Consider the following 25,144-nt stretch of genomic DNA (forward strand, 5'->3'; position numbering starts at 1 on the left):
CGACGGACAAATCCTGTATCGCGCAGAAAGGTCGCCAACCGGTTCTGAAGTCCCGACAAAGGAAAGCGAATGTCAGAAGCCGATCGCCCCTCGCGACACGATGATGGAGAAGCGCGCAGAATGAAGTTGCGCCGGCTGCTCAAGCTCATCGTCGTCCCGATTGTGGTCCTCGTTCTCGGATTCATCGGGTTGCGGTTGGCGGCTCCCCATCTTGTTTCCAGCGCCTTGGTTCGCTCCGCACTCGCCTCGGCCGTTTCCCGCTGGACCGGGCACGATGTCACGATCGACGGAGTTTCCGAACTGACCTTCTGGCCCGCGCCGCAAGTGACGCTGACCGGGATCACCGTGAGCAGGGACGATGGCACGTCCCGTCAGGTCCTCGGCGAAATCCAAGCCTTGTCCGCCAGTTTCAGCCTGATCTCCGCCCTGGTCGGTGAACCGCGCTTCAACGCATTCGAATTCGTCCGTCCGACGATCCGCATCGAACGGGGCGTCGACGGTGGACTGGATTGGAGCAACGAGGGCCGCCTCAGCGAAGCTGTCCGTTCGGTTATGCCGAACGGCACTGACGGGCAGCAGATCGATGCCGATGCTGATGCCGACGTGGGTTCGGTTGAAGTCATCGATGGAAGCATTCTGCTCGTCGATGCGGCGAGCGGCCGTCAGTTCGAGGCACGCGGCGTCAACGCCGAAGTCGACTGGCCTCGGCTTTCGGCCGCGCTCTCAGGCACGGCCACTCTCGTCTACAAGGGAGTTCCCGTCACCCTCAAGCTGGAGACAGGCGCACCGCTGCTTCTGATTGGTGGCCAAGATTCCTTCATCAAGGCCTCTTCGGAAATACCAGGCATGGCGGGCAAGTTTGCCGGTGTCGTGAACCTGCGCCATGGTTTTGCGGGCAGCAGTGACATCGAGCTTTCGTTGACGGATGTCCCGGCGGTCTCGGCGCTCGCCCGATTGCGGGTCGCCGGCACCGAGAGCTGGAAGAAGGCCTCGCTGAAGACCCGGCTGATCAAGGCCGCGGATGAGTGGCGTCTGGAAGATCTCAGTTTCGGGATAAATGACGGCAAGGGGCAGGGTTTCATGGCCCTCAGGCGAGCGCCAGACAGCCGGCCGATCTTGAGCGGAACGCTGGCGCTGGACCAACTCGACCTTGAGAACCTGCTGCAGTCGCTGTCGATCGAGATCGGCGACCGCGCGGACGTCCGTCTGCCGAGCCTCACCCGCTGGCTCGATTTCGATCTGCGCCTCTCGGCGGCTACCGCAACCTTGGCACCTTTCGAACTGGCCGATGTCGGCGCGAGCCTGATCGGCCGTGGTGACCAGCTGAAGCTGGTGATCGCCGACAGCGAATTCCTCGGCGGCTCGCTCAGTGCCCGGATCAGCGGGAGCGGCGACGGCTTCAGTGAAGGCGCGGAACTCGCGGTCATGATCGGCGGCGCCCGCCTCGGTGATCTGGCCAAGGGGCTCGCTCTCGAGGGGCCCGTTGTCACTGGAACCGGCACCATCGATCTCAATGCCCGCCTGACCGGGTCTGGCTGGCGCCGCAATGTCGAGACCATGTCGGGAACCCTTCGGGTCTCGGCCAACGAGGGGCAGCTGCAAGGCTTCGATCCGGACGGGATCAGGCGCCTTGCGCTCGACCGGTCTTACTTCCAGTTGAGTGCGGCAGGTGCCGGCAAGTTCGATTTCGAACGCTTCGACATGTCCGTGCGTTTCGCAGACGGATCCGCAGAGATCGAGCGTTGCAATTTCGTCGGGTCCGATCAGACGCTGTCTTTCTCCGGCATCATTCCCTATAGCCGCAGGGCGCTGGCGATGATCGGCGAGTTGTCCTCGCCCTCAGCCGGGTCGGTGTCGAGTGACGTCCGTTTCTTCACGGGCGGTGGCTTTGCCGATCCGGTAATATCGCCGATCCCGTACCCGACGGTCAAAACCCCATAAACTGCAGGGTTTTGCGCCTTCTGGACAGTTCACATCGGCCCTGCACACGCTACTATGTGTCGAATCGATGAACGTCTGGGGGCGCGGACGGTGCAGGTGTTCCTTTCCGGCTTGATCAAGATGGCGCTGGCCTCGCTGATCGCGGGCACGCTTCTATCCTTTTTTGGACTGACGCCACGAACCGTGCTCGACGGTCTCGGCGTGACGGCGCAAGATATTCAGGACGGACTGGTTTCCGCCTTCGCCTGGACCGCCCCGCGTATGCTGATGGGGGCGATCGTGATCATCCCGCTCTGGTTCGTCACCTACATACTCCTGCCGCCCCGCGGGTAGCGGGTCGGTAGGAGTTTATTTTTCGCCTCTCAGCTCGTTGTCCCACGGGCCGCGACGTGTTCGTCGCGCTGGCGCTGCAGCTCGCGCTGCTTCGTGCTGATCGACGCGATGATCACACCGATCGTCACAATGCCGATCAGGATGGTACAGACCGCATTGATCTCAGGCGTCACGCCGAGACGAACCTGTGAGTAGATCTTGATCGGCAGGGTCGTTGCGCCCGGACCCGTCGTGAAGCTGGCGATCACCAGGTCGTCCAGCGACAGGGTGAACGCGAGCATCCAGCCGGAAATGACGGCAGGGAGGATGAGCGGCAGGGTAATCTTGAAGAAGGTCTTGACCGGTGGGCAGCCTAGATCGTGTGCCGCCTCTTCAAGGCTGGTGTCGAAGGTCAGGAGCCGCGACTGCACGACGATTGCTACGTAGCACATCGTGAAGGTCGTATGAGCAATGACCACCGTCATCAGACCTCGATCCACGCCGATGGCCACGAACAGCAGCAGCAGCGACAGCCCGGTAATCACCTCAGGCATGACGAGCGGTGCATAAACCATGCCGGAGAAAAGCAGGCGCCCCGGAAAGCGCCCGTAGCGGACAAGCGCCAGCGCCGTCAGCGTGCCGAGTATGGTGCCGAGCGTGGCGCTGAGCAGACCGACCCGCAGCGTGACCCAGGCAGCACTCATCAGGCCCTCGTTGCGCCACATCTCGCCATACCATTTCAGCGAAAATCCGCCCCAGACCGTGACCAGTTTGGAATCGTTGAACGAGTAGATCACCAGGATCAGGATCGGGATGTAGAGAAAAGCGAAACCGATCGTGAGAATCGTTGCGTCGAATTTTCCAGGTTTCATCGGTCCGACCTCACGCTTTCTGCTGCTGGTTCTGGAAGATCGCGATGGGCACGACCAGAAGCAACAGGAGCAGGACCGCCACGGCCGAGGCGAGTGGCCAGTCGCGGTTGCCGAAAAACTCGGTCCACAAGGTCTTGCCGATCATCAGCGTCTGGGCGCCGCCCAGAAGGTCCGGAATGACGAATTCTCCGGTAATCGGAATGAAGCAGATCATCGCGCCGGCAATCACACCCGGGATCGACAGCGGGAAGGTGATCTTCCAGAACGCTTTCCATGGCGGGCAGCCGAGGTCGCTTGCTGCTTCCAGAAGAGTGCCGTCCATCTTCTCCAGTGCCGAGTAAAGCGGAAGAACCATGAAGGGCAGGTAGGAATAGACAATGCCGATGAAGACGGCGATCTCGGTTCGGAAGATCTGGACCTGGTTGCCTTCGTCCATCAGACCGAGCGAGTGCAGAAGGACTGTCAGAAGCCCTTCCGGCTTCAGGATGCCGATCCAGGCATAGACGCGGATCAGAAACGACGTCCAGAACGGCAGGATCACCAGCATGACGAGCGTCGGCCGGATCGTGACCGACGCGCGCGCCATGGCAAGCGCCATCGGATAGCCGATCAACAGCAGCAGGAAGGTCGAGATCAGCGCGATCCGCAACGACGAGACATAGGCGTTGAAATAGAGCGGGTCTTCCGTGAGGAACGTGTAGTTCTCGAAATCCAGTTGGCTGAAGAAATCACCGAGCGCCGACAGCCCGTCGAGCACGGGTGTGTAGGGCGGCATGGCGATCGCCGTATCCGACAGCGAGATCTTCACGATGATCAGGAAGGGGGCCACGAAGAACAGCACCATCCAGAAGTAGGGGATGATGACGACGAGCCAGCGGGCTGGCCCGGATCTGGTGGCGGCGGCGACGGGTTCGGCCATGTCGCCCTCCTCAGCGTGTCAGTACGAGGCCGGCATCGGTCGGCCAAGAGAGCCAAACCATGTCGCCAAAGGTGATGGGCCGGTCGACCAGGCGCGAGACGTTGGCCTGGGCCGCCCGGAACATGCGCCCGTCGTCCAGTTTGACGATGAAAACGGAGAAGTCGCCAAGATAGCCGATGTCCCACACTTCGCCGTGCAGGGCGTTGGCGGAGGCATCTTCGGGCTTGGAGGTTGAGATCCGCACCTTCTCCGGCCGGATGGCAAATGCGACGCTGTCGCCTACCTTGGCGTCGCAGGTTTGGTCGACGGTGATTGCCGCCCCCTCGCAGTCCACCTTCACCATCTCTCCGGCAGCACCTGCTTCCTTGGCGGCGACCTTGCCTTCGAGAATGTTGATGTCGCCGATGAAGTCCGCCACGTAGCGGGAATTCGGTGCTTCGTAGATTTCCGCCGGTGTTGCTACTTGCACCAGAATACCTTTGTCCATGACCGCGATGCGGTCTGACACGGTCATTGCCTCTTCCTGGTCGTGGGTCACGATCAGGAATGTCAGGCCGAGCTTCGTCTGGATATCCATGAGCTCGAATTGGGTTTCTTCGCGCAGTTTGCGGTCGAGCGCGCCGAGCGGTTCGTCGAGCAGCAGCACCTTCGGACGTTTGGCGAGAGACCGGGCGAGCGCCACGCGCTGCCGTTGGCCACCGGAAAGCTGGTTCGGCTTGCGCTTGGCAAAGCTCTCCAGTTTCACCAGCTTCAGCATTTCCTGAACCCGTGCGTCGATCTCGCCCTTCGGAAGGTTGTCCTGTTCAAGACCGAAGGCGATGTTCTTCTCCACCGTCATGTGCGGGAAGAGCGCGTAGGACTGGAACATCATGTTGGTGGGGCGCTTGTAGGGCGGTGTGCCCGCCAGGTCTTTGCCCTGCAGGAGGATGCGACCGGTTGTCGGCTGTTCGAAGCCCGCCAGCATGCGCATCAGCGTCGTCTTCCCGCAGCCCGACGGACCAAGCAGGGAGAAGAATTCACGCTCGTAAATGTCGAGCGTCAGGTTGTCGACGGCGACGAAATCGCCAAAGCGCTTGGTCACGTTCTCGAACCGGATGAACGGTACCGCGTCCGCTTCGGTCCAAGGAGAAAATTTGCGTTTAACAGGCCCCAATGACTTCGCCATTACCCGATCCCAGACGTGAAATGATTATTGCCCCGATAGGAAGAAAAACGCCGGACGCTTGATGCGCCCGGCGGTAGGTGTGTCGACCGTCAGCTGCCGGTCTTGATTTGTGTCCAGACCCGGTTCAGCACGCGCTGTTCCTTGGGGCCGTAGGGCGAGATGGTGAAGAGTTTTGCCATGACGTCGGCTGGCGGATAGACGGACGGATTGTCCTTGACCGCCGGATCGAGCAGCGCCTGCGAGGCGAGGTTGCCATTCGCGTACTGGACGTAATTGGAAGCCTTGGCGATGACATCCGGCTTCATCAGGAAGTTGATGAACTCATGCGCTTCGGCAACGTTCTGGGCATCCGCGGGGATGGCCATGTTGTCGAACCACATATAAGTGCCTTCCTTCGGGATCACGTAGTTGATCTCGACCCCGTTCTTGGCCTCTTCCGCCCGCGCCTTGGCCTGCAGGATGTCGCCCGACCAGCCGATCGTCACGCAGATGTCGCCATTTGCCAGATCGTCGATATAGGCCGACGAATTGAATGTACGCACCGATGGCCGGATCTTGGAATAGACCTCGCCGCCTGCTTCCAGATCGGCCGTTTCCTTGCTGTCAGGGTTCTTGCCGGCATAGTTCAGGGCGATAGCGAAAGTCTCGTCCGACGCATCGAGGATGTTGATGCCGCAGCCGGCCAGCTTCTCGGCATTTTCAGGCTTGAAAATCGCATCCCAGCTGTCGACCTTGAAGTCGGCGCCGAGCGCTTCCTTTACCTTGGCGACATTGTAGCCGATGCCGGTGGTGCCCCACATGTAGTTCACGGCATATTCGTTGCCGGGATCATATTTTGCCAGGCGCTCGGAAACTTCCGGCCAAAGGTTCTTCAGGTTCGGCAGCTTCGACTTGTCGAGTTTCTGAAAAACGCCTGCCTGGATTTGGCGAGCGAGGAAAGGAGCGGTGGGCACCACCACATCGTAGCCCGACCCGCCTGCAAGCAGCTTGGTTTCCAGCAGCTCGTTGGAATCGAACACGTCATAGACGACCTTGATGCCGGTCTCCTTGGTAAACTCCTCGAGCACCGACTCGTCGATGTAGTCGGACCAGTTGTAGACGTGGACGACGCGTTCCTGCGCATGAACAGCCGATGCGATGAAGATCGTCGCCAGGGCCACTGACGCCGTACGGATGAAATGAGCCTTCATTTTTTCTCCTGTTCCAGCCTTTGGGAGCGAGGTGCCCCCGATGCCATTCCCGTTGTTTTTTAAGAGACTAGAAAGGATTTGGACGGGCGACAAGCAAAATTCTTCGCAGTCGCGAATGCTTTATCGGGTGCATCTCGGTCACTGGAAGTCGAAGGCAGAAAGCCCGGTCACCATCTCGTCGAGGCCGAGCGGGCGGGTCAGAGGCGGCTCCGCGCGGGCAAGACAGCCCGAACGTTCGCACAGACGGCATGCCGGTCCGATACCAATCGCCGGCACCGAACGGTCCGGCAGAGCGGCTGAATAGGCGACCTCGTCACGACTTGCCGTATCGCAGCCGATCAAGAGTGCGGTCCGTCGGATGCGCTCACCGAAACTCGCCTGCGGCCCCTCCAGTGTGCGCGACATCGTCAGAAAGGTCGCGCCATCGGGCATCTCGACCTGCTCGACCAGAACTTGACCCGGCTGGCCGAAGGCGGAATGGACATTGAGCTTGGGACAGCCGCCGCCGAACCTCGCATGCGGGAAGCCGGTTGCGCCGGCACGCCGGAAGCGGTTCCCCGCATTGTCGATCTCCATCATAAAGAAGGCAACGCCCGTTGCGCCGGGTCGCTGCAGCATGGTCAACCGATTGGCGGCCTGCTCGAAGGACACATTGAAGCGGGCACGCAGCACGTCGATATCGTAACGGGCGCGGATGGCGGCAGACAAAAAGGCGCCGTAGGGCATCATCAGCGCATGCGCGGTATAACGCGCCAGCTCGAAACGGGCGATGCGGCGCGCCTCGCCGGATGAGAGCTCCAGGAGCTCAAGCTCCGCCTGGACATGTTCGCCGAGCGCCAGAAGCACCACCTCCATGGCAACCTCGCGCAGCTGGTCAAAGGGTGACAGGCGCTCCGAGAGGAAGAGGCGCATGGAATGGCGGTCATAGCGTCGCCGCAGTGAGGGCATGGTCTGCACAGGAAGGGCACGAACCACGATGCCATGGGTGGACCGCAGCCAGGCCTTGAGGGCGACCGCCAGGTCATCCCCCGCCGACAGGTTGAGACCGGCATGGAAACTTTCGGCCGCCTCGTCGAGGCTGGCAAAATAGTTGGGGCGGCGTTCGAAGACCTCGCGGACCTCGTCGATCGGCAGGCGTGCACCGGAAAGCGAGGTCTCGTGGCCCTCGCGGGCAAGAAGATCCGCGAGATCGGAAAGGCGCGCCACTTGCTCGCGATAGGCGCGGTAGAGCTTGACAATGCCGCTTGCGGCATTGGGGGCTGCTTCCGCCACTTCGATCAGTTCCTGATCGCCAGGCAGTTCGCCCGACAGGAGCGGATCGGCAAAGACCTCGCGGAGCTGGCTGGTTGAGCCTCCAGCCTCGCCCTGCAGTTCGTCGAGGTCGACTTTGTAGACGGAAGCGAGCTTGAGCAGCAGCTGCACCGTCAACGGGCGCTGATTGCGCTCGATCAGATTGAGATAGGACGGCGAGATCTCCAGCGCCTCTGCCATGGCCGTCTGGGTCAACCCCAGGCCGTTTCGGATGCGGCGGACGCGGGGGCCGGCGAAGATCTTGCGCTCTGCCATTTTACAGCTCCTTTACAAAAATGACCGTCATCGATGCCGCAACTGTATTGACAATATTTACAAATTTACACGGTGCGGCTGTCAAAGGCAAGACAGCCTAACCTCTTTCATATCGTTGTTTTATCGAATTTTCTAGGCGTCTTTCGCAGTGCGGTGTAAATCTAGTCACATCAGAAGCGGAGTAGAGGACCGGAAGTTCCGGCAAGGTCCGCATCTGGCAGTGAACAGGGAGATCCGACATGACTGAATTTTACAATCTCGTTCCGAATGCACCCAAGGGCCGCTATGACGGCATCGATCGTCCCTACTCTGCCGAAGATGTGAAGCGCCTGCGCGGATCGGTCGAGATCAAGCACACGCTGGCAGAAATGGGCGCTAACCGCCTGTGGAAGCTGATCAACGAAGAGCCCTTCATCAATGCGCTCGGCGCTCTCTCCGGCAATCAGGCCATGCAGATGGTCCGTGCCGGCCTGAAGGCCATCTACCTGTCCGGCTGGCAGGTCGCCGCCGATGCCAACACGGCTTCCGCGATGTATCCGGATCAGTCGCTTTATCCGGCGAATGCCGCACCGGAACTTGCCAAGCGCATCAACAAGACCTTGCAGCGCGCCGATCAGATCGAGACGCAGGAAGGCAAAGGGCTTTCGGTCGACACTTGGTTCGCCCCGATCGTTGCCGATGCAGAAGCCGGCTTCGGCGGACCGCTCAATGCCTTCGAGATCATGAAGGCGTTCATCGAAGCCGGTGCTGCCGGTGTCCACTTCGAAGACCAGCTCGCGTCGGAAAAGAAGTGCGGCCATCTCGGCGGCAAGGTCCTGATCCCGACCCAGGCTCATATCCGCAACCTGACCGCCGCCCGTCTCGCCGCTGACGTCATGGGCGTCCCGACGTTGATCGTTGCCCGTACGGACGCCGAAGCCGCAAAGCTCCTGACCTCCGACATCGACGAGCGCGACCAGCCCTTCGTCGATTACGATGCGGGCCGCACAGCGGAAGGCTTCTACCAGGTCAAGAACGGCATCGAACCCTGCATCGCCCGTGCGATCGCCTATGCGCCTTACTGCGACATGATCTGGATGGAGACCGGCAAGCCGGATCTGGAACAGGCTCGCAAGTTCGCAGAAGCCGTGCACAAGGTCTATCCGGGCAAGAGGCTCGCCTATAACTGCTCGCCTTCCTTCAACTGGAAGAAGCATCTCGACGACGCGACGATCGCCAAGTTCCAGAAGGAGCTCGGTGCCATGGGCTACAAGTTCCAGTTCATCACGCTCGCCGGTTTCCACCAGCTGAACTACGGCATGTTCGAACTGGCCCGCGGCTACAAGGATCGCCAGATGGCCGCCTATTCGGAGTTGCAGGAGGCGGAATTCGCAGCCGAGGTCAACGGTTACACCGCGACCAAGCACCAGCGCGAAGTCGGCACCGGCTATTTCGACGCCGTCTCGCTCGCCATCACCGCCGGTCAGTCTTCGACAACAGCGATGAAGGAATCGACCGAAACCGAGCAGTTCAAGCCGGCGGCTGAGTAAGGATCGCACCCTCCCCTTGAGGGGGAGGGTCGGCACGCAGTGCCGGGGTGGGGTGACCGTCGCAACCGTCCGAGGCTCACCCCCACCCGCAGTTACGCTGCGACCTCCCCCTCAAGGGTGAGGTGACTTCAAAAACCCCAGACACCAAGAGGAGAAATGCCATGACACCCCAGACCCGAGTCAAGGAACGCGCCGAAGAACAGTCCTCGGCCATGTCCACCGATCAGCAGGCGATGATCCGCATGCTGGCCAATGACCTGCACCGTCTCAACCACTCGATCATGAAGGCCGTCGATGCCGGCGTCTCGGTCGAACTCGTCCGCTCGGCCCGTCACCATGGCGGCGACGGCAATTGGGGTGATCTGCTGATCCCCGTTATCGTGACCCAGGGCGCAAACGCGGCCTGATCCCGCAGCCCAATATCCCCCATCCGGTCCTGACCTCCGGATTGGTACCGCACAGCGATCGCCTCGGGGAGGAGGTGGATTGCTGTGCGGCTTTTTCGTTCGGCTGCCTTAGATGCGGGTGACGTCCTTCACCCAGCCGTAAGGGTCGGCCACCGTACCGCGCTGGATGCCGGTCAGTTGGTTGCGCAGCTTTTCCGTTTCCATGCCCGTGCCGGCATTGCCGATGACGAATTCGCCGTCCGGGTGGCGTACAGTTCCAATGGCGGCAACGACGGCCGCCGTGCCGCAGGCGAAGGCCTCACGCAGCTTTCCGCTCTTGGCATCCGCCATCCACTCATCGAAGGAGTAGGGCCGCTCGATGACCTTCAGGCCATTGTCGCCGGCAAGCTTGATGATCGAGTTGCGGGTAATGCCGGGCAGGATGGTGCCCGAGAGCGGCGGGGTGACGACCGTGCCGTCATCCATGACGAAGAAGACGTTCATGCCGCCCAGTTCTTCGATCCACTTGTGTTCGGCGGCGTCAAGGAACACCACTTGGTCGCAGCCGCGGCTGGACGCTTCCTTCTGGGCGAGCAGGCTGGCAGCATAGTTGCCGCCGCATTTGGCTGCACCCGTACCGCCGGGGGCTGCACGTGTGTAGTGTTCGCTGACCCACAACGTGACTGGCTTGCTCCCGCCCTTGAAATAGGGGCCGACCGGCGAGGCAATGACGCTGAAGATGTATTCCCGCGACGGGCGAACGCCGAGGAATGTCTCGCTCGCAAACATGAACGGGCGAAGATAAAGGCTGCCTTCCCCTTCCGGCACCCATTTCGCGTCGATCTTGACCAGTTCCTCGACCGCCTTGAGAAACAGTTCTTCCGGGATCTCTGGCATCGCCATACGCTCGGCCGACTTGTTGAAGCGCCGGGCATTCTCTTCCGGACGGAACAGGGTGATGCGACCGTCCGCCCCCTTATAGGCCTTCATGCCCTCGAAGATTTCCTGGGCGTAGTGCAGAACGCTGGCGGCCGGGTCGATCTGGAATGGGCCGCGCGCCTTCACTTCGGCCGTATGCCAGCCCTTGTCGGCATGCCATTGCACCACCACCATGTGGTCGGTGAACAGCGTTCCGAAGCCCAGGTTTTCAAAAGCCGCCAGCCGCTCGGCTTCCGGCATGGGAGCGGCATTCGGTACGATATGGAAGTCGAGCTCTGCGGTATTCGTGGTCATGAAAAGCCTGTGCCTGGATGTTCACGGTTTCGCGGTGTCAGGCCGAAACTGCTCCGGCCGGACGATGCCGTGGTTTGTGCGGTTCCGCTCCCGTTTGTCAACTGAAACCGTATGGCTGCAATGCAGCAAAATGCGGTTGCTGGCAGGGCTTCCCGTGGCTCGGACCGCTACAATCAGCCAAGGACGAGGGCGAGAAGGAACCACATGCCGGCGAGTGCGATCGCAGCACCGAGCGCCTGCACCAGTTTTCCTTGGGCTACGGGCTTGAGAGCAGCGCCGATCCCGATCCCGATAACGTGAATGACGCCGGTCGAAACGACGAATCCCACGGTAAAGGCGGCCGGGTCACTGGCCCTCGGGGCCAGCGCGCCGTGGGGGATGCCATGCAGGATGGCAAAAGCGGAAATCAGTCCCAGCGCCACCCATTCCGGCGCCTTCCAGGCCACAGCGATCGCCGCCCCGAGCGCAAGGACCGAGATGGCTATGCCCGCCTGAACGATGCCCGTCGGCAGGATATCGAGCATGCCGGCGACGCCGCCAATGCACATCACAAGGGGGAATGTCGCCGGCAAGGTCCAGACCGAGCGCCCACCCATCTGGGCGCCCCACAGCCCTACGGCCAGCATCGCGAGAAAATGATCCGGTCCCGCCAGCGGATGTCCGAAACCCGAGCCGAAGCCACCGAGGGGTCCGTCCATGACATGCGCCTGGGCAAGAGTGGGTATCAGGAAAAACAGAAGCGCCACGGCCGCAGAAACCAGGCGCTGGCTGGTGAGGATCAACGTTGCGGAAATTCTGCGCATCTTCCTTGGCTCCGATGTCTGTCTCGTTCGCGGTGCCGGTCGTGCCCTTATGGCCGGGCCTTTCTTCTGCGTCTACAGTTTCGTGCGATTCGGATATAGTGTTGGCGGCGCGGACCAACCTGTGGTTCCGATCGCGATTTTGCCGCAAATCTGGTTTCAGCCTTCCGCAATCTTTCCCGGAGAATGTCCATGTCGTCCAACCGCCTCTTTCAGTATCTCACGCTCGCTGCTCTCGCGGTTTCTGTTCCTACGATGGCGGAAGCGCATGTGCTGGCGGGCGAGGGCGGTGGTTTCCTGCATGGCTTCGAGCATCCGCTTTCCGGCCTCGATCATATGCTGGCGATGTTCTGCGTCGGCCTGTGGGGTGCCCAGATGGGCGGTCGCTCGGTCTGGAGCCTGCCGATCGCCTTTCCGCTGATCATGGTCGCCGGTGGCATCATGGGCATCGCGGGCATCCCCTTGCCGGCGGTCGAAAGCGGGATTGCACTTTCGATCATCGTGCTTGGAGCTGCCATCGCCTTCCTCTGGCGTCCATCTGAATGGCTGGCGCTGGCGGTCATCGGCATCTTTGCGATTTTCCATGGTTATGCCCACGGGGCTGAACTCCCGAACGCCGCCGATCCGGCCGACTACGCTTTCGGCTTCGTCGTCGCCACCGGCCTTATCCATCTCGCCGGCATTGGCGTCGGTCTCGGCTTCCAGCGTTTGCAGGGTGGCCAGATGGCCCGCGCGCTTGGAGGCCTGATCGGGCTCGGCGGCGTCTATTTCCTCGTCGCCTGATGGCAGATATGCCATCCCGTGCCTGGTGCTTTCTGCCGCTGGCTCTGGGCATCGCGCTTTTCTCGTGGTTGTTGCTGCCCGGCCTTCAGGCTGGCACCTCTGCCTTTGCGGGCATTCTGAGTGTGGAACTGCTCTTGCCCGTTGTCGGGGCCGGCGTTGTTCTGGGCCAGCTGCCGCGCAGGCCGCGCCTGTTATCCGCCGTGACACTTCTGGCGGGCGCGGTCGCAGGATTGCTCGTTCGGGAAGACATCTACGCCCTCATGGCCCCCTTGCGCGGGGCGGCATCCCATCTCTTTCTCACCGGGCCAATCGCCTGCCTTGCCGTTGGCATCACGCTGGTGCTGCCTGAGGAACGGCGCGCTTGGATCGCGCCATTGATGCTCACGGTCGCCGGTGCAGCGCTTGCCGTGGCGACTCGGCTGAGCGACCCTGCACTCTTTTCGCCCCACTATCTCCCGGCGGCCTTCGCCATTCAGACGGCAATCGTCGTCGCAGTCGGATGGCCCATCGCGCGACTTGCCCATCCGGTTCTTGGCATCGCCTCCCGGATTGCGGGCAGTTGGATGCTGGCTGTGGCACTGCTCTACGGTGGGGCCTTCATGGCCACGCGCGAACCTGCACTAACACCGCCGCCATTTCCGCCACTGCCGGTCTTGCAGGAGCCGTCGGCGTGACGCCCCGCTCTCTCGGAAGCCGGCTGGCGCTGGCAATGTTTGTGGTCGGCACCGCCGGCCCTGCATTGGCCCATCCGGATATCGCGGCCTCGGTAGCAGTCGCCTTCGAAGTGAGGGAGGCGCATGTGCTTGCCCTGTCGGAGCTGATTGTCTTCGACAACGCGACGAGCCAGCGAGTAAGCCGCCGCTTCGATACAGATGGCGATGGTCTGTTGTCGCAGGGGGAAATGACGGAACTCTCTGCGGAGCTGCAGCACCGCTTGCGCGCGCGCGCATTTTACACGGAGCTTTCGCTCGATAAGGCGCCCTTGGATCTTCCTGAGGCGGCAGAGGTCGCCGTGCGGTTCGATGGGGCCAATCTTGCGCTCCAGATCACACTGCGCCTGCCCACGCCGCTCGACCTCAAGGGGCGGACCCTTGGCGTCCTCCTGCGCGATCGTGACCTGACCATCGCATTTAGCCTGAGCAAGGTGCCGCCCGTAATCTCTGGCATAGCGGGTGCTTGCACGGTGCGGGTCGAACAACGCCCTGACGAGACTTATTTCGGCGGCCTCGTCACGCCGGATGCTGTGATGCTCATGTGTCGATAAGGGCACAGCCGGCCGTGCGAGCCGCGTTGCCAGATAGTATCGGGAGCCTTTCGCCGGGCTGAAATCCTGAGCCGTCGCGGACCGGGGGACGACTGCTCAAGCGAAGATCCCGCGATCTTTCTCCACCGCGTCCTGCAGGAACTGCACCACCGCCCGTACCCGCACCAGTTCCCGCGCACTTTCGTGATAGGTCGTCCAATAGGCGCGACGGATCTCGATCTCCGGCAACACGCGCACGAGACTGTCATGCTGCCGCGCGATATAGCTGTGCAGGATGCCGATCCCCGCACCCGCCAGCACCGCTTCCGTCTGGCCGATGGCCGAGGAAATCTCGAAGCCGGCATTCCAGTCGCGCATGACCTCGCCGGTGAAATTGAGCGACGGTGTAAAGATAAGGTCTTCGACATAGCCGATGCGGCGATGCGCCTTCAGGTCTTCGGCCGTCGCCGGCAGGCGATGTGCCTCGACATAGGCGCGTGAAGCATAGAGCCCGAGCGTGTAGTCGACGAGCTTGGACGAGACCAGGCGTCCCTGGTCCGGCCTCTCGAGCGTTACCGCAATATCCGCCTCCCGCTGCGACAGCGAGAACGAGCGCGGCACGGGCACGAGTTGGATCTTGAGTTCCGGATGCTGGGCAATCAGCGCGCCGAGCCGCGAGGCGAGGAAAAATACGCCGAACCCATCGGGAGCGCCGATCCGCACCGTGCCGGCGACTTGCGTATCGGTGCGTCCCAGCCGCGCCTGAACCTCCAGCATCTCGGTTTCCATCCGCTCGGCGGAGGAAAGAAACGCTTCGCCCTCGGCAGTCAGCTCGCAGCCATTGGTGCGGCGAATGAAGAGGCGCGTCTTCAGCGCGGTTTCCAGCGATGTCAGCCGCCGCGACAGCGTTGCATGGTTGAGCCCCAGCCGTCGGGACGCAGCGAGAATCTGGCCTGTGCGGGCCACGGCAAGAAAGATGCGCACGTCATCCCAGTTCATGCCAAGACCTCCCCTGTTGCGTGTTTTCGGGCATCAGATGTCATGGCCATGTGCGCCGCCGCTCAGGCCCAGCATCTCCAGCCGCCTGTCGAAATCGCCGGCGATGTCCGAGAGCTTGAGCGTCGCAAACCGCGAAAGCAACAGCGCCTCCGCTTCGCGCCGCGCATCCTCGAGCGCTTCATTGACGGATATCTCGACAAGGCACCCCGCATGGTCGGACGCGCTAACGAGGCAAAAGAGTTCCGGCCTCTCCAGCGCCTCGTAGACATCAAGCAGGCTGATTTCGTCCAGCCCTCTGGTGAGCTTCCAACCGCCACCATGCCCTTTCTCCGACTGGACATAGCCGCGTTCGCGCAGGCCCGCCATCGTCCGTCGAACGACCACGGGATTGGTGTTGAGCATTCTGGCGATCATCTCCGACGTCGCCGGTTCCTTGCGGCGCCCGAGATGGATCAGCACGTGCAGCATCCGGGAGAGACGGCTATCGCCGCGCATCGGCAATCCTCCATTGTTGACGGATGCGTATCGCAGAGAGCGTCATGCAACAAGCCAAGTTACATCACTTGACGAGTTTGATCATGTAACTTAAGAAGATACATAACATCAAAAGTTACATGAAGGAGCCTCTCGTGAAGTATGACGCCGTTATCGTGGGTGGAAGTTTTGCAGGTCTCTCGGCCGCCATGCAGCTCGCCCGCACTCGCCGCCATGTGCTGCTGATCGATGCGGGCTACCCGCGCAATCGCTTTGCCGAAGCGTCTCATGGCTTTCTCGGGCAAGACGGAGTAGCGCCTTCCGAAATTCGTCGCCGGGCTCTGGAGCAACTGGCGCACTATCCGAATTTCCAGCTCCTGGAAGGGGAGGCGACGGATGCCGAACGCCGCCCAGGCGGGTTCACGGTCGGCATGGCCGACGGACGCTGTGTGGAAGCGCAGGTGCTCGTGCTCGCTCTTGGCGTAGCCGATACGCTTCCGCCCATCCCGGGTCTTGCCGAGCGTTGGGGCCGCACAGTTCTGCATTGCCCCTATTGCCACGGCTACGAAATCGGTGGAGGCCCGATCGGCATCCTCGCCTCTTCGCCGCTCGCCGCCCATCAGGGCAGCATCCTGCCGGATTGGGGCCGGACCACCATGTTCGTTGAACCCGGAGTGACGTTCGACGAGGAGCGTTTGGCGGTGCTTGCTGCACGCAGGGTGATGATAGAGACGGAACGGCTGGTAGAACTCATCGGCGAAGGTGACCGGCTTGAGGCGGTCCGTCTCGCCGATGGGCGGTTCGTGGAAATTCACGCGCTGTTTGCCCAATCCAAGGTGTCGATTGCGTCTCCGCTGGCATCCCAGCTCGGCCTTGAAATGGAAGAAGGGCCACAGGGCATGCACATCAAGGTTCAGATGGGATGCACCAGCAAGCAAGGTGTCTTTGCCGCCGGTGATGCCGCCAGTCCTATGCACAATGCGACGCTGGCCAGTGCCTCCGGCGTGATGGCCGGCATCTCGGCACATCGCGCCCTGATTGAGGCATCGCTCTGGTCCTAGATTACGGCGCTTTAATTTACGCACAACGGATGCGGAAATCATCCTGTTGAATTGTGAAAATCGAAGCGCATACTGCCTCCATCAAATTTAGGAGGAAACCCATGTATCAGATCGGGCATTTCATCGGCGGCAAGCATGTCGCCGGCACCTCGGGCCGCAAGCAGGCCATCTACAATCCCGCGACCGGCGAAGTGCAGGGCGAAGTTTCGCTCGCCAGCGCCGAAGAGCTGAACGCGGCCGTCGAGAACGCCAAGTCGGCCCAGGCCAAGTGGGCGGCCACCAATCCGCAGCGCCGCGCCCGCGTCTTCATGAAGTTCGTCCAGCTCCTCAATGACAACATGGACAGCCTCGCCGAGACCCTGTCGCGCGAACACGGCAAGACGATCGAGGACGCCAAGGGCGATATCGTCCGCGGCCTCGAAGTCTGCGAGTTCGTCATCGGCATCCCGCATCTGTCGAAGAGCGAGTTCACAGAAGGGGCCGGCCCGAATATCGACATGTATTCGATCCGTCAGGCCGTCGGCATCGGCGCCGGCATCACGCCATTCAACTTTCCGGCCATGATCCCGATGTGGATGTTCGCGCCTGCCATCGCCTGCGGCAACGCCTTCATCCTGAAGCCGTCCGAGCGCGATCCGTCCGTTCCGATCCGCCTTGCCGAACTGATGATCGAAGCCGGTCTCCCGGCCGGTATCCTCAATGTCGTCAATGGCGACAAGTCGGCCGTCGATGGTATCCTCACCCATCCGGACATTTCGGCCGTCTCCTTCGTCGGCTCGACCCCGATCGCCCGTTATGTCTATGGAACCGCTGCGATGAACGGCAAGCGCGCCCAGTGCTTCGGCGGCGCCAAGAACCACATGATCATCATGCCCGATGCCGACCTGGACCAGGCCGCCCAGGCGCTGATGGGTGCCGGCTACGGTTCCGCTGGCGAGCGCTGCATGGCGATCTCCGTGGCCGTTCCGGTCGGCGAAGAAACCGCCAACCGTCTGATCGAAAAGCTGACGCCCATGGTCGAAAGCCTGCGCATCGGTCCCTATACCGACGACAAGGCCGACATGGGCCCCGTCGTCACCAAGGAAGCGCAGGCCCGCATCAAGTCGCTGATCGACAGCGGCGTCGAAGCCGGTGCCAAGCTCGTGGTCGACGGCCGCGACTTCAAGCTCCAGGGCTATGAGAACGGCTATTTCGTCGGCGGCTGCCTGTTCGACCACGTCACGCCGGATATGGACATCTACAAGACCGAAATCTTCGGTCCTGTTCTTTCGGTCGTCCGCGCCAAGACCTACGAAGAAGCCCTCGACCTGCCGATGAAGCACGAATACGGCAATGGCGTCGCGATCTACACCCGTGACGGTGATGCCGCCCGTGACTTCGCAAGCCGCATCAACATCGGCATGGTCGGCATCAACGTGCCGATCCCGGTTCCGCTCGCCTACCACTCCTTCGGCGGATGGAAGTCCTCCTCCTTCGGTGACTTGAACCAGCACGGCACGGATTCGATCAAGTTCTGGACCCGCACCAAGACGGTCACCTCGCGCTGGCCGTCCGGCATCAAGGACGGTGCCGAATTCGTCATGCCGACGATGAAGTAAGCGAACCAGCAGTTCGATCACATTCGCGCCACCCCTCGAAAGACGGGGTGGCGTTCTCTTGTCAGGCGCCAGCCAATCGATAGCTTCTGTCTCGGGAGGGCTGACGATGCCGAAGAAGAAGATCCATACCGGCGGTTGCCTCTGCGGAGCGATCCGCTTCGAAGCCGATGCGCCGGCCGCCAAACCGCACACCTGCTCCTGCAAGATGTGCCAGCGCCATACGGGAAGCCTCACCGCGACCTGGGTCGAATTCCCGCGCTACGCCGTCCGCTGGGTCGGCCCCGCCGGTATCCCGGCCACGTGGCGCTCATCAGACTTCTCCTCGCGCGCCTTCTGTTCGACCTGCGGCTCCTCGCTCGGCGCGATCGACGATCAACCGACGGTCGCACTGCTGCTGGGCGCCTTCGATCGCACCAGTGCTGCCGACCTCAAGCCCACCTATCATTCCTACAAGGGCGGACGGCCGAAATGGTGGTGCATCGAGATACGCGAAGCCTGAGACGCTGCTTTACGAGTGTCCGAGCGCACTTGAGTACGTAAAGATCTCGTGATCAATGTCGGTTATGACGCGGGGGATAGCGTCATGCGATGTGATTTCATGAGGGACATTTCATGCAACAGGCAGTTTTCGGCCGGGCGGACGCTTTGCGTCGCGGTGAGTTCCGCGGCAGCGCCGGTGAGTATTTCGGCATCTGGATCGTCAACATCCTGCTGACCATCATCACGGTCGGCATCTATTCGGCCTGGGCCAAGGTCCGCCGCAACCGCTATTTCTACGGCAACTCGTTTGTCGATGGTCACTCCTTCGACTACCACGCCAAGGGTCTTCAGATCTTCATCGGCCGCGCCATCGTCTTTGGTTACATCATCGCCTACAACGTGCTGCTGACCGTCAGCCCGATTGCGGGCGGCATTCTGGCGCTACTGATGCTGGTCCTGCTCCCCTGGATCGTCATGCGCAGCCTGCGCTTCAACGCGCGTGTCACGAGCTACCGCAACATCCGCTTCGATTTCGTCGGCAAGACCGGTGGTGCGTTCTTTGCCATCATCGTCGGCGGCCTCGTCTCCTTCTTCTCGCTTGGCATTCTGGCGCCCTTCGCGAGCCGCTGGCTTTACCGCTACATCTTCAACAATCTGCGTTACGGCGACCGCGCCTTCGAGACGGATCCCAAGATCGGCGCGCTGTATCGCGTCTGGTTGCCGGCCTTTCTTCTGATGATCGTCGGTGCCGCCGTGGGTGCCGTGGTCGGCATTTTCGGTTACTACGGCGCCGAGGGATTGGAAGACGCAACCGCGGAACCGGAGATGCGGTTGATCCTTGCGATCTATGGCGCTCTCATACCCGCCTTCCTGCTCTGGGGCATTGCGGCGATCTTCTACCGGATCGGCGTTCGCAACGTGGTCATGAACGCGACCCGGTTCGACACGCGTCACAGCCTGTTCTCCGACCTCGGTCGGTTGCGTTATTTCTGGATCGTGGTGTCCAACCTCGTGGTCTCGGTGGTGACGTTCGGTCTGATGCGGCCTTGGGCCGCCGTGCGCGAGCACCGCTATGTGATCGAGCATTCCGGCATCGTGGTCGATGGCGAACTCGACGATGTGATATCCTCGATGCAGGCTTCAGGATCTGCCGTCACGGCGGAATATCTCGATCTCGAAGGGTTCGACTTTGGCTTCTGATGACAGGCGCATCACCTCTGGCCGCTGGCATCCGCCCCGCTCCAGCCGGGCGGAGGTCGCTGACCTGTTCGGCGAGGGCCAGACGCTCTTCGTCCGTCTCGCGACGGGTGGCGATCCGGTTGCCGTGGGTGATCTCAAACGTGTCGAGGTTTCCACGCGGATCGGCCGGGTGCCCCGTCGGATCGGCTTTCCTGACGGGTCGATGTTCGAGACCGACGACAATGACGCTGTCGATACATGGCTCAAGCGCCACGGCCGAACCGGTTTCATTCACGAGCTGGAACGCTTCCATCCGCGGCTGCTCGGCATCGTCGCGGCCATCGTCCTGCTGTCGGTCGGCATCTATCGTTATGCTGTCCCGGCTCTCGTCGAGGTCGCCGTCCTTGTGACGCCGCCGGCGGTGACGGGTTGGATGGCGAGCGGGACGCTCCTTTCGCTCGACAAGGCCGTTTTCAGCCCCAGCGACCTGCCGGAGGAAAAAAAGAACGAGATCAGGTCGGCGTTCAATCAGGTCGCGGCTTTCTCGGCGCGGGGGGCTTCGGCGTACAATCTCAACTTCCGCAAGGGCGGCGTCATCGGCCCGAACGCATTCGCCCTCCCGGACGGGACGTTGGTGATCACGGACGAGTTGGTCACCCTGACCGAGGGGGATCTGGACATGATCGTCGGTGTCCTCGCCCACGAGATCGGCCACGTCGAACGTGACCACTCGCTGCGCCAACTCTATCGCGCCGCGGGTACCGCGGGTCTCATCATGCTGATTGCCGGCGATGTCGGATCTGCAGGCGAAGATATTCTGACCAATGGTGCAGCGCTCGTCGCACTCTCCTACTCGCGTGACGCCGAAAGCGAGGCGGACCGGATCTCCGTGGAACTGATGACAAAGGCGGGCCGCGATCCCCGGGCCATCGGGCGTTTCTTCGCGCGACTTGAGGAGAAGCTGGGCATTGACAGCGAAAGCTCGTTCATCTCGACCCATCCCGGGACTGCGGAACGCCGCCAGGCAATCGACGATTATGCGAAAAAACTCATGCCGGGCGGAAGTTGACGGCGGCCGAAAGTGACTTCCTGAAGCGGCGCGTAAAAAAGGGGCGGCCCTGAGAGCCGCCCCTTTCCTGCCTTTGAAGACAGTTAAAGCTTACTGCGTGGGACCCTCGTTCAGGCCGACCTTGTCCACCAGTTCGGAGGCAATCTTCCGGTTCGCCGCGATTTCGGTCAGGGGCAGGGTGTCCGGCTTGATGGCGCCGAAGCCGGCCACGATCTCCGAGGGCTTTGCATGCGGGCCTACAGGATATTCGAAGACCTTTTCGGCGTAGATCGTCTGGGCTTCGTCGGAGGCCAGGAATTCCATCAGCTTGACGGCATTGTCCTTGTTCGGAGCGTTCTTGGCGAGCGCCATGCCGGAGATGTTCACATGGGTTCCGCGGTCGGCGCTGTTCGGGAACAGAACCTTGACGGCAGCCGCCCAGTCCTTCTCCTCGGGATCCTTCTCGTTCGTCTTCATCAGGCCGAGATAGTAGGTGTTGGCAAGGCCGAGGTCGCATTCGCCGGCGAAGATCGCCTTGGCCTGGCTGCGGTCGTTGCCGTCGGGCTTTTTCACCAGATTCTGCTTCAGGCCGGCGAGCCACTTCTCGGTATATTCGGCGCCGTGATGGGCAACCATCGAGGCAAAGAGGCCGATATTGTAGGAGTGCTGACCATCACGCATGCAGATGCGGCCCTTCCACTTGGGATCGGCCAGTTCTTCATAGGTGATCGCATCTTCGGAGACGCGGTCCTTGGAGGCATAGATCACGCGGCCACGTGTTGTCAGGCCGAACCAGTTGCCTTCGCTGTCGCGATACTGGGCGGGGATCTGCTTGTTGATGTCCTCGTCGGTCAGCGGCTGGGTCACGCCGCCTTCCTTGGCTTCCGTGAGACGGGCGATGTCGACGGTCAGAATGACGTCGGCCGGCGAATTGGCGCCTTCTGCAGCGATGCGCTCAACCAGTCCCTTGTCCAGAAAGAGGATGTTCGTCTTGATGCCGGTTTCCTCGGTGAAGCGGTCCATCAGCGGCTGGATCAGCTCCGGCTGGCGATACGAGTAAATGTTGACCTCTCCATCGGCCAAAGCCGAACCGGCCGTCAGGGCCAGCATCGAAACGGCACCGAACGCAATGCGGCTCAGCGGGTTGCAGGTCATCCTCAATCTCCCTATCTAACTTAGTTGAGGCGCATATTCATGAATTGAATTAAGCTGTCAATTCCAGTCCACTTTAATCACGGACACGTGAGTCGTGAACTTGAGTATTTTGGAATTGTTCAAAAGTGCAAAAAGCGCTATATAGCCGCCAGGACAACCGAAGGAATCGTGCATGCGTTTGACAAAGCAGACAAATTACGCCGTGCGCATGCTGATGTACTGCGCCGCGAACACCGAGCAGTTGAGCCGGATTCCCGAGATTGCCAAGGCTTATGGCGTTTCCGAACTCTTCCTGTTCAAGATCCTGCAGCCGCTGAACAAGGCTGGATTGGTCGAAACCGTGCGAGGCCGCAATGGCGGCGTCCGCCTCGGGCGTCCTGCCGAAAAGATCACCCTGTTTGATGTGGTCAAGGTCACCGAAGACAGCTTCGCCATGGCGGAATGCTTCGAGGATGACGGTGATGTCGACTGCCCCTTGATCGACAGCTGCGGCCTGAATTCGGCTCTGCGCAAGGCTCTGAATGCCTTCTTCGACGTGTTGACGGAATATACGATCGACGATCTGGTGAAGGCGCGCCCGCAGATCAACTTCCTTCTGGGCATCGACGATCTGGCCCCGCGCCGCGTGGCACCGGTGGCAGTCCCGGCCGCGTGACGCCCGACAGGCCAGTCGAAATCTGAGCTGAGATCGAGACCCGCTATCTGGCGGGTCTTTCTGCTTCTGCGACAGCAAGAGACACGTCAAGATCCGTTCGGGCAAAGCTCTTGCGTCGGCAGTCGGCTATGCTACGCTTACGTTCACGGCAGAATAAGTCAGATTATTGACAGGAGCGCCAACGGGGGCTGGACAGGCCGTGTGGGGGATGCAATGGACGACTATGTGATCGTGGGAGGCGGTTCGGCTGGTGCTGTCCTTGCCGCACGTCTCAGCGAAGATCCGTCCGTCACGGTGCATGTCCTTGAAGCCGGGGGACGAGGCGATGGAATTTTCGCCCGCGTTCCCATGGCTGCGGCAGCCGTCGTTCCCGGTTACGTAAAAAGCAGCAATTGGCGATTTTCCACCGTGCCGCAAAAGGCGCTCAACAATCGCATCGGTTACCAGCCGCGAGGCCGCGGCCTAGGGGGCTCAAGTCTCGTCAACGCCATGCTCTACGTCAGGGGGCATCAGCGGGATTACGACGAATGGGCGGAACTCGGTTGCCGGGGCTGGTCCTGGGATGACGTTCTTCCCTGGTTCCGCAAGGCCGAAGACAATATTCGCGGGGCCGATACGCTGCATGGGCGCGGTGGGCCGCTTCAGGTCTGTGACCAGAACTGGGCCCGGCCGATCAATCTCGCCTTCATCAAGGCGTCAGAACAAAGCGGTTACCGCCACAACGAGGACTTCAACGGCGTGAGCCAGGAAGGCGTCGGGCTCTACCAGGCGACGCAGTTCTGGCATGGCCCGAAGCGGGGCGAGCGTTGTTCGGCCGCGGCCGCCTACCTCCACGATGTCATGCATCGTCGAAATCTAACGGTTACGACGGATGCCCATGTCGTCCGCATCCTCGTCGAGCGTGGCAGGGCCACGGGCGTGGTCTATCGCAATGCCGGGGAGGAGCGCACGATCCGGGCGAGCCGCGAGGTCATTCTCTCCGCCGGCGCCCTGCAGTCGCCCCACATCCTGATGCTTTCGGGTATCGGCCCGGCAGACCATTTGCGGCAGCACGGGGTTTCCGTCGTGCTCGATCAGCCGGGTGTCGGTGCCAATCTTCAGGATCATCTGGATTACACCATGATCTTCCGGTCGCCCGACAAGGACCTTTTCGGTATGGGGCTGACGGCGACGGGGGATCTCCTCAGTGCCGCAAGAGAGTGGCGGACCGACCGCATGGGCCATCTCCGCTCGACATGCGCCGAATCGGGCGGTTTCCTCAAGACCGACCCTTCCCTCGACAGGCCGGACATCCAGCTGCACTTCCTCGTTGGAATGGTCGACGACCACGTCCGCAAGATGCATTGGGGATATGGCTATTCGGCGCATGTCTGTGCGCTGCGGCCTTATTCGCGCGGCACAGTGCGGCTCGCCAGTGCCGATCCTTTCACCGCTCCGTTGATCGACCCGGCCTTTCTCAGCGATCCCAGGGATCTGACGACGCTCCGCAAGGGCGCGCGGCGCCTGAGTGAGATCATGTCGGCACCGGCAATGGCGCGCTACCGGGGGCGGGAACTCTATCCGGCGGGCGAAAGCGACGCCGAGTTGAACGCCGCCATCCGCGCCCGGGCCGACACGATCTATCACCCCGTCGGCACCTGCCGCATGGGATCGGATGCAGAGGCTGTCGTGGATCCGGAGCTGAAATTCAACGGTATCGAAGGTTTGCGGGTGGTCGACGCCTCCGTCATGCCGCGCCTGATCGGCGGCAACACCAATGCCCCGGTCATCATGATGGCGGAAAAGACCGCTGCCGCGATCCGCGCCGCGCGACAGCCGGCCCCGCGTGCGGAAGCTGGATTGAATTTCGTCTGAACCTTCTTATTGTCGCGCCTCCCAAGGAAAACGCACGACAGGAAAATCATGCAGGACCAACCGATCGCACCGCCGCCCATTGCCATTGTCGTCATGGGTGTGAGCGGTTGCGGAAAATCCTCCATCGGCGCGGAACTGGCTAAGACTCTCGGACTGAGTTTCATCGAAGGCGACGTTCTGCATCCTCAGGCCAATGTCGACAAGATGGCAGCCGGCACGCCCCTCACCGACGAGGACCGCTGGCCCTGGCTCACGATCATCGGCGAGACGATGGCGAACGCTTTGGCCAAGGGGGAGGGGATCGTCGTCTCCTGCTCGGCGCTGAAGGCGGTTTATCGCGATCACCTGCGCCGCGCGACGGGTGGACGGTTGGCTTTCGTCTATCTGGAAGGCTCCCATGCCCTGTTGAGCGCCCGCATGGGCGCCCGCACGGGACATTTCATGCCGCCGGCCCTGCTGGAGAGCCAACTCGCGACGCTGGAGGTGCCGACGGGGGAGCCGGGCGTCGTCACCGTCTCGATCGATCAGCCCATCGCGGCCATCGTCAACGACGCCCTCAAGGGCCTGTCCGACCTTTGATCACACCGGACGTGGTCAGCTTTCGCAGCCCACGGGTGCGCCGACGCCAATCGTGGCGTCTTTTGTTTCCCAGATCTCGCCTTACTCTTGTCTCGACAGACTAGCTGCAGGCCATCTGCATGG

At 61.7% G+C, this 25,144-nt stretch carries 25 protein-coding genes; 15 read left to right on the forward strand and 10 right to left on the reverse strand.

What is annotated here, in order from left to right:
- Positions 1 to 120 precede the first annotated feature (120 nt).
- On the forward strand, positions 121 to 1,941 hold the full coding sequence (locus ACT53S_RS03135) for an AsmA family protein (protein ID WP_476065873.1): 1,821 nt from the start codon (positions 121 to 123) through the stop codon (positions 1,939 to 1,941).
- Positions 1,942 to 2,037: 96 nt separating this feature from the next.
- Positions 2,038 to 2,274, forward strand: coding sequence for a DUF6460 domain-containing protein (locus tag ACT53S_RS03140; protein ID WP_476065874.1), 237 nt, complete (start codon positions 2,038 to 2,040; stop codon positions 2,272 to 2,274).
- A 29-nt stretch (positions 2,275 to 2,303) separates the two neighbouring features.
- Here the strand turns inward: ACT53S_RS03140 and ACT53S_RS03145 are convergent, their stop codons facing one another.
- The 5 genes from ACT53S_RS03145 to ACT53S_RS03165 all read right to left on the reverse strand — a co-directional run bounded on the left by ACT53S_RS03145 (position 2,304) and on the right by ACT53S_RS03165 (position 7,965).
- The gene (locus tag ACT53S_RS03145) at positions 2,304 to 3,125 is read right to left on the reverse strand and encodes an ABC transporter permease subunit (RefSeq protein WP_113377252.1); all 822 of its coding nucleotides are present in this window, start codon (positions 3,123 to 3,125) and stop codon (positions 2,304 to 2,306) included.
- Positions 3,126 to 3,135: 10 nt separating this feature from the next.
- Positions 3,136 to 4,044 carry an ABC transporter permease subunit gene (locus ACT53S_RS03150; protein WP_476065875.1) on the reverse strand — a complete coding sequence of 303 codons (909 nt, stop codon included), beginning with the start codon at positions 4,042 to 4,044 and terminating at the stop codon, positions 3,136 to 3,138.
- A 10-nt stretch (positions 4,045 to 4,054) separates the two neighbouring features.
- Entirely contained in the window at positions 4,055 to 5,209 is a 1,155-nt protein-coding gene (locus tag ACT53S_RS03155; RefSeq protein WP_113377254.1) for an ABC transporter ATP-binding protein, read from the reverse strand.
- A gap of 89 nt (positions 5,210 to 5,298) precedes the next feature.
- Positions 5,299 to 6,399: a polyamine ABC transporter substrate-binding protein gene (locus tag ACT53S_RS03160; RefSeq protein WP_142070749.1), complete on the reverse strand. Its 1,101-nt coding sequence runs from the start codon at positions 6,397 to 6,399 to the stop codon at positions 5,299 to 5,301.
- 138 nt (positions 6,400 to 6,537) lie between these two features.
- Positions 6,538 to 7,965, reverse strand: a complete 1,428-nt coding sequence (locus ACT53S_RS03165; RefSeq protein ID WP_476065876.1) for a helix-turn-helix domain-containing protein — start codon at positions 7,963 to 7,965, stop codon at positions 6,538 to 6,540.
- 239 nt (positions 7,966 to 8,204) lie between these two features.
- Here ACT53S_RS03165 and aceA point away from each other — a divergent pair, with 239 nt between their 5' ends.
- On the forward strand, positions 8,205 to 9,494 hold the full coding sequence (gene aceA, locus ACT53S_RS03170) for an isocitrate lyase (protein ID WP_476065877.1): 1,290 nt from the start codon (positions 8,205 to 8,207) through the stop codon (positions 9,492 to 9,494).
- Between the two features lie 161 nt (positions 9,495 to 9,655).
- Positions 9,656 to 9,901: an SMc00767 family acetate metabolism repressor gene (locus tag ACT53S_RS03175; RefSeq protein WP_113377258.1), complete on the forward strand. Its 246-nt coding sequence runs from the start codon at positions 9,656 to 9,658 to the stop codon at positions 9,899 to 9,901.
- 108 nt (positions 9,902 to 10,009) lie between these two features.
- Here the strand turns inward: ACT53S_RS03175 and ACT53S_RS03180 are convergent, their stop codons facing one another.
- Together ACT53S_RS03180 and ACT53S_RS03185 are read right to left on the reverse strand one after the other, a co-directional pair.
- Entirely contained in the window at positions 10,010 to 11,113 is a 1,104-nt protein-coding gene (locus tag ACT53S_RS03180) for a branched-chain amino acid aminotransferase (protein WP_113377259.1), read from the reverse strand.
- A 173-nt stretch (positions 11,114 to 11,286) separates the two neighbouring features.
- Positions 11,287 to 11,916, reverse strand: coding sequence for a HupE/UreJ family protein (locus ACT53S_RS03185; RefSeq protein ID WP_476065878.1), 630 nt, complete (start codon positions 11,914 to 11,916; stop codon positions 11,287 to 11,289).
- Positions 11,917 to 12,105: 189 nt separating this feature from the next.
- On the opposite strand from ACT53S_RS03185, the gene ACT53S_RS03190 reads away from it, so the two are divergent.
- From ACT53S_RS03190 to ACT53S_RS03200, 3 genes are read left to right on the forward strand one after another with little or no spacing between them, the layout of a single operon-like run.
- Positions 12,106 to 12,696, forward strand: a complete 591-nt coding sequence (locus ACT53S_RS03190; protein WP_476065879.1) for a HupE/UreJ family protein — start codon at positions 12,106 to 12,108, stop codon at positions 12,694 to 12,696.
- Positions 12,697 to 12,704: 8 nt separating this feature from the next.
- Positions 12,705 to 13,370, forward strand: coding sequence for a hypothetical protein (locus ACT53S_RS03195; RefSeq protein ID WP_476065880.1), 666 nt, complete (start codon positions 12,705 to 12,707; stop codon positions 13,368 to 13,370).
- The gene (locus ACT53S_RS03200; protein ID WP_476065881.1) at positions 13,367 to 13,960 is read left to right on the forward strand and encodes a DUF1007 family protein; all 594 of its coding nucleotides are present in this window, start codon (positions 13,367 to 13,369) and stop codon (positions 13,958 to 13,960) included. Before ACT53S_RS03195 ends, ACT53S_RS03200 begins: the two co-directional genes overlap by 4 nt.
- Before the next feature lie 96 nt (positions 13,961 to 14,056).
- On the opposite strand, the gene ACT53S_RS03205 is transcribed toward ACT53S_RS03200, so the two are convergent.
- Both ACT53S_RS03205 and ACT53S_RS03210 read right to left on the reverse strand, forming a co-directional pair.
- Positions 14,057 to 14,938, reverse strand: a complete 882-nt coding sequence (locus ACT53S_RS03205) for a LysR family transcriptional regulator (protein ID WP_476065882.1) — start codon at positions 14,936 to 14,938, stop codon at positions 14,057 to 14,059.
- A gap of 33 nt (positions 14,939 to 14,971) precedes the next feature.
- Positions 14,972 to 15,433, reverse strand: a complete 462-nt coding sequence (locus tag ACT53S_RS03210) for an Rrf2 family transcriptional regulator (RefSeq protein ID WP_113377264.1) — start codon at positions 15,431 to 15,433, stop codon at positions 14,972 to 14,974.
- Positions 15,434 to 15,567: 134 nt separating this feature from the next.
- Between ACT53S_RS03210 and ACT53S_RS03215 the strand changes: the two genes are divergently transcribed.
- The 5 genes from ACT53S_RS03215 to ACT53S_RS03235 all read left to right on the forward strand — a co-directional run bounded on the left by ACT53S_RS03215 (position 15,568) and on the right by ACT53S_RS03235 (position 20,799).
- Entirely contained in the window at positions 15,568 to 16,473 is a 906-nt protein-coding gene (locus ACT53S_RS03215) for an NAD(P)/FAD-dependent oxidoreductase (RefSeq protein WP_476065883.1), read from the forward strand.
- 101 nt (positions 16,474 to 16,574) lie between these two features.
- A complete protein-coding gene (locus ACT53S_RS03220) occupies positions 16,575 to 18,071 on the forward strand; it encodes a CoA-acylating methylmalonate-semialdehyde dehydrogenase (RefSeq protein WP_142070735.1) in 1,497 nt (498 codons plus the stop codon).
- Positions 18,072 to 18,177: 106 nt separating this feature from the next.
- Complete coding sequence (locus tag ACT53S_RS03225) at positions 18,178 to 18,570, forward strand: GFA family protein (protein ID WP_476065884.1); 393 nt, start codon at positions 18,178 to 18,180, stop codon at positions 18,568 to 18,570.
- 113 nt (positions 18,571 to 18,683) lie between these two features.
- Positions 18,684 to 19,751 (forward strand): YjgN family protein, encoded by a 1,068-nt coding sequence (locus ACT53S_RS03230; protein WP_476065885.1) that lies wholly within the window; start codon positions 18,684 to 18,686, stop codon positions 19,749 to 19,751.
- A complete protein-coding gene (locus ACT53S_RS03235) occupies positions 19,741 to 20,799 on the forward strand; it encodes a M48 family metallopeptidase (RefSeq protein ID WP_476065886.1) in 1,059 nt (352 codons plus the stop codon). The genes ACT53S_RS03230 and ACT53S_RS03235 overlap by 11 nt, the downstream gene beginning before the upstream one ends.
- Positions 20,800 to 20,889: 90 nt before the next feature.
- Here the strand turns inward: ACT53S_RS03235 and ACT53S_RS03240 are convergent, their stop codons facing one another.
- Positions 20,890 to 21,888: a Fe(3+) ABC transporter substrate-binding protein gene (locus tag ACT53S_RS03240; protein WP_142070998.1), complete on the reverse strand. Its 999-nt coding sequence runs from the start codon at positions 21,886 to 21,888 to the stop codon at positions 20,890 to 20,892.
- A gap of 217 nt (positions 21,889 to 22,105) precedes the next feature.
- On the opposite strand from ACT53S_RS03240, the gene rirA reads away from it, so the two are divergent.
- The 3 genes from rirA to ACT53S_RS03255 all read left to right on the forward strand — a co-directional run bounded on the left by rirA (position 22,106) and on the right by ACT53S_RS03255 (position 25,021).
- Positions 22,106 to 22,588, forward strand: coding sequence for an iron-responsive transcriptional regulator RirA (gene rirA / locus ACT53S_RS03245; RefSeq protein ID WP_113377270.1), 483 nt, complete (start codon positions 22,106 to 22,108; stop codon positions 22,586 to 22,588).
- 213 nt (positions 22,589 to 22,801) lie between these two features.
- Positions 22,802 to 24,442 carry a GMC family oxidoreductase gene (locus tag ACT53S_RS03250; RefSeq protein ID WP_476065887.1) on the forward strand — a complete coding sequence of 547 codons (1,641 nt, stop codon included), beginning with the start codon at positions 22,802 to 22,804 and terminating at the stop codon, positions 24,440 to 24,442.
- A gap of 48 nt (positions 24,443 to 24,490) precedes the next feature.
- Positions 24,491 to 25,021, forward strand: a complete 531-nt coding sequence (locus ACT53S_RS03255) for a gluconokinase (protein ID WP_476065888.1) — start codon at positions 24,491 to 24,493, stop codon at positions 25,019 to 25,021.
- Positions 25,022 to 25,144 lie beyond the last annotated feature (123 nt).

The organism is Allorhizobium sp. DMC15 (assembly GCF_056314065.1).

Coding starts and splice junctions, on each gene's coding strand:
- ACT53S_RS03210 (WP_113377264.1), bottom strand. CDS start 15,433: ATGCGCGGCGATAGCCGTCTCTCCCGGATGCTGCACGTGCTGATCCAT.
- ACT53S_RS03225 (WP_476065884.1), top strand. CDS start 18,178: ATGCCGAAGAAGAAGATCCATACCGGCGGTTGCCTCTGCGGAGCGATC.
- ACT53S_RS03250 (WP_476065887.1), top strand. CDS start 22,802: ATGGACGACTATGTGATCGTGGGAGGCGGTTCGGCTGGTGCTGTCCTT.
- ACT53S_RS03175 (WP_113377258.1), top strand. CDS start 9,656: ATGACACCCCAGACCCGAGTCAAGGAACGCGCCGAAGAACAGTCCTCG.
- ACT53S_RS03155 (WP_113377254.1), bottom strand. CDS start 5,209: ATGGCGAAGTCATTGGGGCCTGTTAAACGCAAATTTTCTCCTTGGACC.
- ACT53S_RS03165 (WP_476065876.1), bottom strand. CDS start 7,965: ATGGCAGAGCGCAAGATCTTCGCCGGCCCCCGCGTCCGCCGCATCCGA.
- ACT53S_RS03220 (WP_142070735.1), top strand. CDS start 16,575: ATGTATCAGATCGGGCATTTCATCGGCGGCAAGCATGTCGCCGGCACC.
- ACT53S_RS03205 (WP_476065882.1), bottom strand. CDS start 14,938: ATGAACTGGGATGACGTGCGCATCTTTCTTGCCGTGGCCCGCACAGGC.
- ACT53S_RS03185 (WP_476065878.1), bottom strand. CDS start 11,916: ATGCGCAGAATTTCCGCAACGTTGATCCTCACCAGCCAGCGCCTGGTT.
- aceA (WP_476065877.1), top strand. CDS start 8,205: ATGACTGAATTTTACAATCTCGTTCCGAATGCACCCAAGGGCCGCTAT.
- ACT53S_RS03135 (WP_476065873.1), top strand. CDS start 121: ATGAAGTTGCGCCGGCTGCTCAAGCTCATCGTCGTCCCGATTGTGGTC.
- ACT53S_RS03160 (WP_142070749.1), bottom strand. CDS start 6,399: ATGAAGGCTCATTTCATCCGTACGGCGTCAGTGGCCCTGGCGACGATC.
- ACT53S_RS03150 (WP_476065875.1), bottom strand. CDS start 4,044: ATGGCCGAACCCGTCGCCGCCGCCACCAGATCCGGGCCAGCCCGCTGG.
- rirA (WP_113377270.1), top strand. CDS start 22,106: ATGCGTTTGACAAAGCAGACAAATTACGCCGTGCGCATGCTGATGTAC.
- ACT53S_RS03145 (WP_113377252.1), bottom strand. CDS start 3,125: ATGAAACCTGGAAAATTCGACGCAACGATTCTCACGATCGGTTTCGCT.
- ACT53S_RS03190 (WP_476065879.1), top strand. CDS start 12,106: ATGTCGTCCAACCGCCTCTTTCAGTATCTCACGCTCGCTGCTCTCGCG.
- ACT53S_RS03255 (WP_476065888.1), top strand. CDS start 24,491: ATGCAGGACCAACCGATCGCACCGCCGCCCATTGCCATTGTCGTCATG.
- ACT53S_RS03230 (WP_476065885.1), top strand. CDS start 18,684: ATGCAACAGGCAGTTTTCGGCCGGGCGGACGCTTTGCGTCGCGGTGAG.
- ACT53S_RS03195 (WP_476065880.1), top strand. CDS start 12,705: ATGCCATCCCGTGCCTGGTGCTTTCTGCCGCTGGCTCTGGGCATCGCG.
- ACT53S_RS03240 (WP_142070998.1), bottom strand. CDS start 21,888: ATGCTGGCCCTGACGGCCGGTTCGGCTTTGGCCGATGGAGAGGTCAAC.
- ACT53S_RS03180 (WP_113377259.1), bottom strand. CDS start 11,113: ATGACCACGAATACCGCAGAGCTCGACTTCCATATCGTACCGAATGCC.